This window comes from Nocardia terpenica, from assembly GCF_013186535.1.
Taxonomy (GTDB): Bacteria; Actinomycetota; Actinomycetes; order Mycobacteriales; family Mycobacteriaceae; genus Nocardia; species Nocardia terpenica.
Genome location: NZ_JABMCZ010000003.1, coordinates 1,838,836 through 1,851,609 on the forward strand (window position 1 = coordinate 1,838,836; position 12,774 = coordinate 1,851,609).

9 protein-coding genes are annotated in these 12,774 nt (G+C 60.7%); all 9 read left to right on the forward strand.

Annotation, left to right across the window (positions count from 1 at the left end):
- Positions 1-175: 175 nt before the first annotated feature.
- The 9 genes from HPY32_RS30150 (at position 176) to HPY32_RS30190 (ending at position 12,688) form a co-directional block, all read left to right on the forward strand.
- The gene (locus HPY32_RS30150) at positions 176-676 is read left to right on the forward strand and encodes a Clp protease/crotonase-like domain-containing protein (protein ID WP_171983114.1); all 501 of its coding nucleotides are present in this window, start codon (positions 176-178) and stop codon (positions 674-676) included.
- 796 nt (positions 677-1,472) lie between these two features.
- Complete coding sequence (locus HPY32_RS30155; RefSeq protein WP_067577892.1) at positions 1,473-2,258, forward strand: acyl-[acyl-carrier-protein] thioesterase; 786 nt, start codon at positions 1,473-1,475, stop codon at positions 2,256-2,258.
- Between the two features lie 770 nt (positions 2,259-3,028).
- A complete protein-coding gene (locus tag HPY32_RS30160) occupies positions 3,029-4,333 on the forward strand; it encodes a glycosyltransferase (RefSeq protein WP_231951299.1) in 1,305 nt (434 codons plus the stop codon).
- On the forward strand, positions 4,297-5,256 hold the full coding sequence (locus HPY32_RS30165) for an ATP-binding cassette domain-containing protein (RefSeq protein WP_067577901.1): 960 nt from the start codon (positions 4,297-4,299) through the stop codon (positions 5,254-5,256). The genes HPY32_RS30160 and HPY32_RS30165 overlap by 37 nt, the downstream gene beginning before the upstream one ends.
- On the forward strand, positions 5,253-6,068 hold the full coding sequence (locus HPY32_RS30170; RefSeq protein WP_067577903.1) for an ABC transporter permease: 816 nt from the start codon (positions 5,253-5,255) through the stop codon (positions 6,066-6,068). Before HPY32_RS30165 ends, HPY32_RS30170 begins: the two co-directional genes overlap by 4 nt.
- Before the next feature lie 20 nt (positions 6,069-6,088).
- On the forward strand, positions 6,089-7,426 hold the full coding sequence (locus tag HPY32_RS30175) for a hypothetical protein (RefSeq protein WP_067577905.1): 1,338 nt from the start codon (positions 6,089-6,091) through the stop codon (positions 7,424-7,426).
- 926 nt (positions 7,427-8,352) lie between these two features.
- On the forward strand, positions 8,353-9,462 hold the full coding sequence (locus HPY32_RS30180) for a hypothetical protein (protein WP_156673846.1): 1,110 nt from the start codon (positions 8,353-8,355) through the stop codon (positions 9,460-9,462).
- Between the two features lie 1,574 nt (positions 9,463-11,036).
- Complete coding sequence (locus HPY32_RS30185) at positions 11,037-11,939, forward strand: ParB/RepB/Spo0J family partition protein (RefSeq protein ID WP_231951301.1); 903 nt, start codon at positions 11,037-11,039, stop codon at positions 11,937-11,939.
- A gap of 140 nt (positions 11,940-12,079) precedes the next feature.
- Positions 12,080-12,688: a hypothetical protein gene (locus HPY32_RS30190; RefSeq protein WP_156673847.1), complete on the forward strand. Its 609-nt coding sequence runs from the start codon at positions 12,080-12,082 to the stop codon at positions 12,686-12,688.
- Positions 12,689-12,774 lie beyond the last annotated feature (86 nt).

The window sequence follows — 12,774 nt, forward strand, 5'->3', positions numbered from 1 at the left end:
ATCGCCGATCCCGGCCGCTCGGTGACGGTCTGGTTTGGTTCGCTGTCAGTCCGACCCGTTGGACTGCCCTGTTCTCTGGTCTTCGATTCGTCACTTTGCCGGTGGACGCGCGCATGCCGGTTCGCGGGCTCCGATACGGGAGGCATCACGACATCGAGCGGCAGGCACTATGTCATTGCTGATCACCGAGCGAACCGGCGTGGTGCTCACGGTCAGCATGAGCAATCCGCCGTTCAATTTCCTCGACACCGCACTCATGCGGGAGCTGGAGGATCTGCTGCTGGTCGTGCACGCGGACCGTGATCCCCGGGTCCGTGCGGCGGTCCTGACCAGTGCGATGTCGGACGTCTTCATCAGCCACCGCAGCGTCGCCACGATCCTCGACGGCAGCGAGAGGTCGGGACTCTCGCTGCCCGTGCCAATTGCCGCCGCCGCGCTGCGAGCGTTGAGTCCGCGATCTGCTCGACTGCGAGCCGACTGCGGGCATCGCCGAACTGCTGCGTTACCATGCGGTGATCGCCCGAATGCGGGCAGCTCAACGGTGTTGCTCGCCGCGCTCAACAGCCGGGCGCTCGGCGGCCGGTCAGCTTCATGTGTTTCTGTGGGAGCTGCTGGCTGGCGGCGTCTCGACGGGCCTGGCCGCCAGTCCGGTCTGCTGCGCCGCCTGACCGGGTAACGAGATCTCCCGGAAGAGCGTTGTCGCCGCGCTACCCGGGTGACGAATTTCTCTGATCGTGAAACCTGGGGTCGTTGAGCCCTTTCTCCGCACAGTAAGTTTATCGTAAATTGACAAATTCCCATGCTGGACATGTTCGGCGTCCGCATTTTAGAGCAGACGCATGTGTATTCGACCAAAGAATGTGTCGTTTTTTGGCTCGATTGTCAATAGTGCTCGAGCGAGGACTCTGATTAGCTGTATCCAGCTGGCATGTGATCATGGTTAGCGTCATTTCTATCCCGTGAGTATGGGAGCTGTCGTGCATTGCTGCGACGGAGCCCCGAGCTGCATAAGGAGTGGATACCGGCGTAAAACGCAGAACTGCACAGTGTGGAGCTTGCGTAGTAGAATCGTAATGCAGCCACAGGCTCGGCGGTCATGGATATGACAGTGCCGTTAGGAATCTATGACATGGTACGCTATTGTGATCCCGAGGCGGGGACGGAGATCGCTCGAGCGGGTCTGGCCCGCCAGGGAGCTTGATTTGGATTCGTCGGCGAGCTCGATACCCATGCCCAAATCGCTGACGGCCGGTGCCTCGTTTAGGTAGGTCGGCGCGATAGCCGAGTGCTGATTTGATTGGGTCATCTTCGCCGAGGATACCCCTGGGACTGGTGGTTCGGTACACGTCGGCCGAAGCGTTTGCGAGCCACCTATCGCCGCGTGCAGGGCCTGCGGCACCTGATCGGCGCCAGCCTACGAAGTACGCGGTGCCGCCGCTAACCCGATCGAACTCATCAGGGAAAGAAATCAGATGAGAAACATCTCCGGAACGCTGCCGGATCCACCTGCCGAGGACGTGGGTTACGAGACCAATTGGCCGGTCCGATCCGGAGATGTCGATCGCCACGGTCGGCTCCGCCTCGACGCCATCGCGCGCTATCTGCAGGACATCGCCTGGGAAGACCTGAAAGCCAGCCGCTTCGTCGACTCAGACCCGACCTGGATCGTGCGGCGCACCGTGATCGACGTGGTCCGGCCGATCCGGTGGCCTGACCATCTCTCGCTGCGGCGCTGGTGTTCAGGTGTCTCGACTCGGTGGGCGAACATGCGTGTCCGAATCACCAGCGATGCAGGTGGACTTGTCGAGACCGAGGCGTTCTGGATCAACGTCGACGAGGGCACCGGCACCGCAGCGCGAATCAGCGATGCCGGCTTCCTCCACCTAGCCGCAAGCACCGACCAGCACCGACTGCGATGGACGCCGATGCTCCACGGGGTGCCACCACCGCGGTCGGACACCGATCTGGTGTACCAGATCAGGGAGGTGGATATCGACCTGCTGATGCATATGAACAACGCCGCGTACTGGCAGGCGGTCGAGCAGTTTTTGCCGAATCACTCCGGATTTCGAACCGGGCCGTATCGCGCGGTCATCGAGTACAACGCGCCCATCACGGCTGATCAATCTCTGCTCATCCGTTCGGAAGTCAGCCAGATCGGGCTCAACCTGTGGTTCCTGACAGAGAGGATCAACGCTACCGCTCTAGTACTCCAGACAGCATGCCCGCGTGCACGGCGACCGCCGTGGAGAGCGTGATGAGAAACTTGGTGCCCCAACTGGATTCGCACAGTGTGATCCGGTGGACCCCGGCGAGCGGCCTCCCGGGAAAGAGAACGCTGTCGGCACACCTATTCAGCGATGCGTTTACAAGTGTGACCGCCTGGTGTGTTTATTTCATTAGGCATTGAAAACGAATATGGCAGCCGATCTTGTTCGCATGCACTAACTGCTCGCCGAGCCGCAGAAAATGCATCTCGAAAGGCGGACCAGCGACTCGAGGACGGATCAGTGACCCCATTGAAGTGATTCATTTCACGTGGACGTCGCCGAACGTGATCACGTATTGTCCCCGAGGTGTAGGTGAATTGGGCACCTGTGGGGCAGGTTGTGACAAAAGTGGCTTTCGGAACCTTGTCCAGTCTGGTCGGATTGAGTATCACCGGTCCGGCGCACATTCGATTGGTTCGAGGTCTGATTTCATAGCAGTGATACGCACTTAGGCATGCATTTCTCGACGAATTCAGCTCGGTACCGAGTGGGTTCGCGGCCAAATGTGATGGTGGCCGGACTCGCCTACGACCTAGAAGTGGAGCTATGTGGATGAATCCGATTCAGGAGGCGTATGAAACCGTCCACGATCGACTTCGGACCCGGCTCGAACCCGCTATCGTCGAGTTCGAATGGCCCTCGCTCCGAGTGGCTGCGTTGAGTGGCGCTTCCCTGGACTCGGCTGCGGCGTGGATCACCTACCTCGACGCGGCCCCCTCGTTGATCGAGCGGCCGGCCACTGCATACGCCGGGGGTGAATGATGAAGGCGCTACTTGCATTCGCAGGGTCCCGCGGTGACGCGCAGCCTGCCGTTCTGCTGGCTCGTGCGCTACTGGACCGCGGGCATGACGTGACGCTGGCGGTGTCGCCGAATCTGATCAGCTTCGCCGAGGAACGTGGAGTCCATGCACGGTCGTGCGGTCCGGATACCTATGCCCTGCTGCGCGACGAGCTCGCCGAGCCGCGCAAGCACAGCCGCAATCCTGTCGAACACCTCCGGGGGATCCGAGATTTCCATCGTCGTGCTTTCGACGAGGTTGCGAATGATCTGCTCGAATTGGCTCCTGGGGTCGATGTGGTGGTGGCCGGAGTGGCCAATACAGAGGTCGCGGCAGCGGTAGCCGGACATCTCGGTGTGCCGTTCGCCGGGGTGCACTACTTTCCGGTTCGCCCGAATCGTTCGGTGCCGGTGTTGCCATCGCCGTTGGGCGACCGGGTGCCCGGGATGGTCAACTACCTCGCCTGGTATGCGGCTCTTGGGCTCAGAAAATGGGCACTGGCGCCAACGCTCGCGGAATTGGCGCACCGCGCACCGGCTGCATGGCAGCCCGCGCCCCAGATCGAGATTCAGGCCTACGATCCGCTGCTGATACCAGGACTGTCGGATGAGTTCGGACCCGATCGCCCGTTCGTTGGATTTCTGACCGCCGCGGTCGGCGACCAGTCGGCGAGGGACCCGGCACTCGACACGTGGATCGCCGCTGACCGTCCCCCGATCTATGCTGGATTCGGTTCGATGCCGGTCGGTGACCCGGCGCAATTGCTGGAGCTCTTGCGCACCGTGTGTCGCAGACAGGGAGAGCGGTTGCTGTTCGTCTCCGGCTGGAGCACGGTCGAGTCCGAAATGGACGACCAGGTCGCGGTGGTACCGCAGGTGGACCATGCGACTGTGCTGCCGCGATGTGCCGCTGCGATTCATCACGGTGGTGCGGGCACGGTCGCAGCCACTGTTCGAGCCGGGCTGCCCTCCGTAGTGTGCCCGTTGTTCGCCGATCAACCCTATTGGGGAAATCAGCTGCGCCGCTTAGGGATCGGTGCGAACCTCCCGTTCGATCAGTTGACCGCTGAAGGTTTGGGCCGGCTGCTCGGCGCGGTAGCCAGCGGGCCCATGCGCAGGCGCGTCGCAAGGATCGCTGCGGACATCCGAGATGATGCTGTGCCGCGAACTGCCGACATCATCGAATCGCTGTGCGCTGGTGCGGGTCGTTCCCATAGACCGTCGGGGCTGGAGAGGGAGGAGGCGACGTGGGTACCGATCCGGCCATCGTCATCGAAGGACTGACCAAGTCCTTCGGCGGGCTTACCGCCGTCGACGGAGTCGACCTGTGCGTCGAGAGTGGTTCGGTGTTCGGTCTGCTCGGTCCGAACGGCGCGGGCAAGACCACCATAGTCCGATTGCTTGCGACCCTACTGCGCCCCGACCGCGGACAGGCACGAATCTTCGGATACGACGTCGTCCACAAGGCAACCGCAGTCCGGTCGATGATCGGGCTGACCGGCCAATACGCTTCTGTCGATGAAAACCTGTCCGCTGCAGAGAATCTGCAAATATTCGGTCGGCTGCTCGGGCTGTCCGGACGGGCAGCGACCCGCCGCGCTGACGAACTGCTGGAGCAGTTCGAGTTGACCGCGGCGGCACATCGGCCTGTGCGCGGGTTCTCCGGCGGAATGCGGCGCCGACTCGATCTAGCCGTAACGCTGATCACGTTGCCGCCCTTGATCTTTCTGGATGAGCCCACCACTGGGTTGGATCCGCATACCCGCGTGGGTATGTGGACTACGGTACGCGAACTCGTTGAATGTGGCGCGACGATCCTGCTGACCACCCAGTACCTGGAGGAGGCCGATGCTCTCGCCGACCGGATCGCCGTGATGGACCACGGCAGGATTGTTGCCGACGGCACCACCGACGAGCTGAAAGCGTCAGCGGGAAGGGAGGTTTTGCGACTCGAAGTGAGCCACTCCCATCAACTGCCCGCGCTCGTCGAGATCGTCGAACGAGCGACGGGAACCGCGGTAAGAATCGGGCTGGAGGGTCGGGCGATATCGGTACCGTTGGCCGAAGTCGATTACGCTGCGGATATTTTCGCGGCATGCCGACAGGCCGACATCCGATTGCGTGCCTTCGGTATGGACCGGCCTGACCTCAATGAGGTCTTCCTGGCCCTCACCGGTCACCCGAGAAGCGGAGGGACCGCAGCATGACCGCGATCGCAGCGCGCGTCCCACGCGTCGACCATCAGCCACGCATCACCCATATTGGACCGTGCCGTGCTGCCCGGCAGTCGTTGGTCGTTGCGTTGCGTGGGCTCATGACTTTCCGGCGAAGCCCGCAGATGCTCTTCGATGCGGCGCTGATGCCGATCATCGGGCCTATCCTGTTCGGGAACATCTTCGGTGCCGCCATCGCGGGCGGTTTGCACGGGTACCTGCCGACATTGATACCGGGTGTCCTGGTGCAGATGGTGCTCGGAGCGGCCGTCACCACCGGTGTGCAGCTGTGCGAGGACGTGCGGTCTGGTGTACACGATCGGTTCACCGCAATGCCTGTCGCCCGCGTTGCGCCGGTGGCCGGCTTGCTGACCGCATCGGTGACCCGCTACGTACTCTCGGCGACGATCCTCGTGATTGTCGGGTTTGCGATGGGTTACCGCCCTAAGTATCCGGTCGGGTTCATAGCGGGTGCCGTATTGGTTGTCTTCGTCACTGCGGCGCTCAGCTGGATCTTCGCCTTCGTCGGCATTCTGGTTTCGAAACCTGCTACGGTGCAAGGGATTTCGGCACTCGTGCTGATGTTTGTCACGTTTGCTTCCAACGCGCTGGTGCCAACCGCCGTGATGGCGCCGTGGCTGCGCCGAGTTTCGGACATCAACCCGGTATCACATCTGATTTCGGCCGTGCGGGTGCTGGCCGGTGAGGGGCGCTTCGGTGCCGACGCGGGGTGGACTGTGCTCGCCGCGTTGGCGGTGGTGCTTGTGTTCGCGCCTATGACCCTGCGGGCGTTGCGCCCGCGCTGACTTGCGAATAGGACTACGCGATGTCGATGAATCGGATCACCGTGGATGACGCGCTTTTCTTCCGTGCTCACCAGCTCTTCGGTTCGTGGCTGGCCAATCAGGTGGCCTGGCGGTTCGACGAGCAGCTCGATCGGAACCTGGTCGAGCGGTTTCACGCCCATCTGGCGGTGGGCTTCACTGCGCGGCGCATCGTGACGACCCGGATACCGTTCGCGCGGGCGTGGTGGGCACCCGCCAATATCGCTTTCCCGCTGGACTGGCAAACCGAGACGATACCGGAGTCGGGCGTGGTCGACTGGCTGACCCGTCAGGGTGACGTCGATTTCGACCCGCTGACCGGGCGCATGTGGCGGCTGTCGGTGGCCTCGGTTGAGGGTGGGGGCTGCGTGATGGCGATAGCCTGTTCACATGTCGCGGTCGACGGCGGCGGGGGAGTGCTGGCGGTGAACGACGCGCTGACCCGGCTCGGCTTGGGCGCCGAGCCGAGCCGAGCCGAGAGCGCGGGCCGACTTGTCGGCGATACTCCGAAGTCTGGCCTGCTGCAGCAGAATCTGGTCGACTCGCTGAGGCAGCTCAGTGCGGTGACGATCGGCGTCCGGAACGCGGTGCGAGCCAGAGCGGTAAGAGAACCGGCACGACCTCCTCGCCCCGTCGAACCGCGACTGTCGCTACCGGAGCGGGTTCGGCCCGCTACTCTGGTTGTCGAAGTTCCACTGGCACAGTGGCGTTCAACAGCCGAAGCGCATTCGGGAACGGTCAACGGGCTCCAACTGGCGCTCGCGGTGGGCATTCTCGGCCGCGGCGGGCGGGTGCTGGACGGCGATGTGGTACCGGTGATCGTTCCGTGGTCCACCCGCACCGGCCCAGACGATCCCCGGGGGAACGCGACCACCGGCGTCAATGTGGGCGTGCCGTATCGCACGGGCGAACTCGTTGATCTGCAAGAAATGCGCTCGGCGATCAAAACCGCGATTGCCGCCCGTGAGAACCCTTTGACGGTTCCGCCTTCGTCCCATCTGCTGCCGCTTATGGTGATGATGCCCGACTTCGTCGCCCGGCGTGGCGCGAAATTTCCGATCGTATTGGGAACCAGCCTGCGTGACGGCGGTGACGCCGTGGCTACCGTCGGTGGCATGCGAGCGCGATCGGTGGTGATGCGCGCCAACGTGCAGCCGGCTGCAACCGAATTTCTACGCCGCACCGAATTCGGTATGACGATCTCCAGTTGTTACTACGGGGGCAACGTGACCTTCGGGATGACTGCGGGCGATCCGGACCGCTTCCCCACCCGCGCGGTCCTTCGCGCCTGCGTCGAAGACGAGTTCACGGCCTGGGGGCTGAAACCGACCTTTTGGTGACACCCGGAGGAGTTCCCCGCTATCCGCGGCCACCGGAAGTGACCGCACCAAGTCTATTGCATCGTGCCTGCGGGCTTGAACCAGGCCCACTTATCGCTCGTGCTGAGGCAGGGGGCTATCGGATTAGCTGATGGGTGCCAAGATCTCAGCCGCTGCCACGCTCGTCGATCAGGGCGGCGAACCTGCGGCGATGATTCCCGTCTGGCAGATCCCGTGCAACGCGTTTCGAGATGACCGTCGGTATCGGTTACTTTGGCCACTTCGCCTCCATGCACAAGTCTGGATCGATGTACGCTTCGCGCTGTTCTTATGTCGTCACTGCCAGCGCGATCTCACTTCTCTATCGCTATCAATGTACATTGACTCATCTACTTGTGTGCACTCGACCAGAGGGACTCTCGGGATCACTGTAATACTGTGCCACTAGCGATCGGTAGCGTCGTCAAGATCTACTTCTCTTGTAAGTGGTATTATGTCGTGGGTGAAGAGTGCAATCCATCGCGATCGCCGCTAGATAAACTGACATGTCGACCGTTCGTGACGCCTCGGCAGTGTCAGTCTTGGTAGGTTGTCATCTAACCAGTAGCGGTTAGGGGCGCTTGGCTGCCCAAGAGCCTCCTGCTGCCGGTAGTTTTTCGAGAATGGACTTTGGTTCGGTGTTCGCCGGTCCTTCGCAAGGCATACGACGGTAGGAGCGATTAGTGTCGCCTCGGCTCGACGATCTCGATTGCATGAGCGCACGAACTCAGCGTCCGCCTGGCACTGTGGCGATTCAAGCGATATGGCTCTACGATCGACCGGTCGACCTGACGGCACTCACCTCGTTTCATGAGATGCTTTGCCGCGGTGTCCTCGGGCGAGTTGTTCGCGCATCGAAGTTGGCCGCGGCTGGCGATCGATGGACCACCGACGCACGGTTCGCGCCGATGTACATCGACATGGATCCATTGCCTCGAGCCGCAGTCGCGGAGTGGATTGACGCTCGATCGCAGGAGCAGCTCCACACCTATGGTGGCCCGGCTTGGCTGTTGTCGGTCGCTCAACTCGATGACGGCGGCAGTGTGGTCTCTCTGCTGGTGTCGCACACGTTGGCCGATGCACTCGGTCTGTTCGCGGCCGTCAGATCTGCGATCAACAAAAATGTACAGCAAGTCGGTAACTGCTCTCGGTCACCCAATGAGACGCTGTACAGGGAGGTTCGCGACGCAGCTCTCCGCTTGGCGTCGATAGTACCAACTGTGCCAGCGATCATCCGCTACATGAAATCCATCGCGCACGATCCGTTCACGGGGACTTCCGCTGCAGGTATTGTCTCGTCAATCGATGCGCAGGAATTTCCAATTGAGCTCCCGATGGCCATCGCTGTTGTTTCCGCTGCGGACTGGCGACGGACTGTGCAGGTGCACAATGGTACCGGAAGTGCGCTGGCTGTTGCAATTATGGCGGATCTGGCAACACGGCTTGGCCGCACCGACGCGGACGGACTTGCCTGGATCGCAATGCCCGTCAGCACCCGCAGCCTCGATTCGAGCAGTGACCTGCGCGGAAACGCGCTCGACACGATTAGTATTCAGCTGAACCGGAAAGCGGGTCCCGGCAGCACCCTCGCAGCGGTCCGAGCCGAGATCAAGTCGAAACTGAAAAGTCGTGCCGCAGACGAACGTGTACGGTCCCAGATTTTGAGCTTGCTAGTTTCGCTCCCGCGCTCGATGGTTGCACGACTTTTATCCCGGCGTAGGTTTAATGCGATAATTACCGGTTGCTCATACGTGTACAATTCGGATACTGTATTGCGCTGTATAGACGGTGATGAGGCTGCCTCATTCTTTGTGGGATTGGTCGAGCAAGATCTCCGCTTAGTCAGTCGGGTGTGTTCGATTGGCGGCATCTTGCACGGTACCATCTTGGAGTCCGAGGACACGGTGTGGTTGCAGATACACGGATTCCATCCAGTCAACCCAATGGATAGTATAGGTCTCCGTAGCATGATTGGGCAGATACTCGCCGATCACGGGCTTACCGCCACGTTCCTCTAACCGCATGGGTATTTTTTGAGGGGAACAAATTATGCGTCACTGGTCAACGGACACGGTCGTGCTCGAGATTTCGCCCGAGGCGCGCCTTTGAGTTCCGGTGAGTTCCGGCGGTAGACGTTTCGTACATTCCATGTTATTGCTATCGAATATTTGAGTTAAACGCAATGGCATCGAACGGTCGGCAGTGAAGCAGGGGTAGCGCCGCGGAATGATATGTCGCACTCACCTCAGCGTGGATAGATGGTGAGGATTGGACGATGAACTTGTCACATGTTGCGTATCTTTGAGTCACTCCAGTGTGGCCTACGGGTCTCGGTTTGACATTCAGTTGTTTCTGTGGATAGTGTGTGCTCACTGCCTGGAGAGAATGAATTGACATCTGGTTGGTCGGCCGAAATTCGGTTGAGGCCCACTACTTGCAGCATCTCTAGTGGGCGTGAATATCGTACCTGGACATTGAGGCGCGTAATCTAGCGGCCGGTGCATATCGAGGTGTATGCGGCCACGGTTTCCTGGTGATTAGATAAGTCCTGGAATCAGCAAGTTTGATTTTATCGCCATGATAGTAGATATCTTTTGGAAGCTGTAGGCTCCGACCTTCAACAAGTATTGCTGAGCGACACGTAACGCTTGATCATGACGCCTTGAACGAAAACTCACGCACCGAGGAGGAGTTGTGTTACTGCAGGTGGCGATAGCCGTCGTATTTTCTGCCTTCTTTTTTTGTCGGGATCTTCGTCGGCGCTATTTCCGGTACTTCGAGAGATACGGGTCGGCGTCCGGTGCGCGCGGCAAAACCTGCCCCCACGTCTAGTGCGCCAGATTCTCTGCCGAGGGTTTCTCGTCCAAGCCTTGGGCCTACAAGCGAGCAAGGCGCCGATCGGCGGCAAGGTCGCGGATATTGAAGATGCTGTCTAGACTACGGCGGTTCCGATGATGGATCCGGGTTGTCGAATGCCTTCCTGCACGGCACCTCTGCGGAGAGTGATAGATCCTTATGAGAGGCGTGTTCGGACGTAATCATTTCTCGACTACAAGAATGTGCATCCGACCAGGCCCGTCTCTCTAGGCCTGGCATATTGTCGGTAGTATGCGGGGTGAGAGTTATGGTTGACTGTATGCGCCATACATGCTGATCATTGTCGGCTTCTATGATCCGCATATATCGATGGTATGTGTGCTCCTGCGATGATGCGAGTACTGCTCGAAATCCAACTCTGGTAGATCGAACTACATCAGAAGGAGCTATCCATGCAGCCTGAGCCGGTTGGGTATTCGGTGCAGGTCCGGGGAGGTCTAGATCCAGAACTGTCGCGCTGGCGGCGGCTGGTCACTGGAGTAGGTTTATGGTCAACGGAAATTGCGTAGATTCGTCCGGTCCGATCGAAGCCGATACAACGACAGTCCATGAATGGCTGGCGCGAGCTGCATCGATCCCCGTCGAGTTGGTTCCGGTGGAGTCGATATCGCTCGGCTATTCACCTCGGTCGAACGCCGGTACGAATACCAACCACGTTCGCGTCCTGGCAGAGGTGGGTTCACCGCTCCCCGCTATAATCGTCCACCGCCCGTCGATGAGAGTGATCGACGGCGCGCACCGATTGCAGGCCGCCCGCGCGATGAAAAAAAGGACCATCGAGGTCAAATTCTTCGACGGTACCGAGGCCGATGCCTTCGTGCTGGCGGTGCAGGCTAACGTCGCGCACGGCCTCCCGCTGTCGCTGGCCGAACGCAAGGCGGCCGCGCGACGGCTGATCGCCTCCCATCCCGGCTGGTCGGATCGCCTCATCGCCGATGCCGCCGGGCTTTCGCACAAGACAGTCGGCGCGCTGCGGCGCCGTTCAGGTGGAGAAGTTCCCCACCTGAACGGCCGCGTGGGCCGGGACGGCCGGTTGCGGCCGCTGGAGATCGCTGAGGCGCGGCGCACGGCCGAGGAGTTCATTGAGCGCAATCCTCAAGCGTCCCTGCGGGAGATCTCGAAGCGGACAGGGATCTCGGTGGGCACCGCGAAAGCGGTACGGGATCGGATGTCGGGCCCGCCGGCGAAGAGTGTTCAGACCGAACAGGACAGTCGGTCGGCGGCGTTTAGGAAGAAGGTTACGGTGCTGATGCCCTCGGATGCGCACTTGAGCCCGCCGGTACCAGCAGCTGTGCGATCGGACGTCACCCAGACGACGTCCATCACCCCGCTATCGGAAAATATCGTCGATCGAACAGCGGGCACCTCGATTCAGCAAATCATCCTGCGCAACCTGCGCAAGGATCCGGCGTTGCGCCTGAAGGAAAACGGCCGGGCGCTGCTGCGTCAGCTGGCGATCTCGGTCGTGAGTATCGACGAGTGGGAACAATTGACTACCGATACCCCGTCGCACTGCCTCAGTTCACTGGCACAACTGGCCCGCGCGAATGCCCGATCCTGGCAGGAACTGGCGGGCCGGCTGGAGAACCCTCCGATTCGCGATCGCCGAGATGCATAGCGGTCTACAGGCGGTGAACACCCCTCCTGGTCGCCCGATACCGGTCGACCGGAGTGCATGATGAAGCAATTGTTTACCTGTGGAGGACAGCCTCTCCACTATGAGAGCGAGTGATCGGACATGACAGCAGCGTGTGTGCGATGAACCGTGCGAACTACTCCGACAGGCAACTGCTCGACGAGATCCGCCGGGTCAGTCTCTGTGACAGGGTCGCGCTCGATGCAGCGACCCGAGTGCTAACCGATAGTGAAAAGGCGCTGCTCGTAAGTCGGCTTACCAAGGTCGCCGCCTGTATAGCCACCTGCATCGATAGCGGCCGAAGCCTGCCGCCACCAGGAACTCTATCCGATGCCGGATCCGATCACATCGAGCTATCGGCACAGCGTACTGCGCTTCCAACCGCTACATTGTTCTTACGGAGAGCATTGCAGAAGTGGCAGTGGACCGACGTGCGGCTTCAAGTTGAACGCGCGGTTCTGGACCTCGTAGGTGCGTTTGTTGCCGTGATGGAGGATGCACGCCTGTCGTATCCAACTCGGATTACCCTCTTGTTGCGGATCGCAACCAGCGATCGACTAGTGATCGAAGTGCATGATTCGACAGAAAACGCTTCAATCATTGCTGCGTCGGGGCGGCTGATCAGCGACTATGTTCAACGTTTCAGCACTCGATGCGGGCAGTATCGCCATACGGAGCGCACTGTGGTCTGGTGCGAAATCGCAAGGCCATACCCGCGTCACACTCAATAAGTTCGCCGGACCTCCAGTCTCGTCCGAGTTCCGTGGTCGGCAGATATGAGATGTTTGGTGTGACCGAGAGCGAACGTAACCGGCGA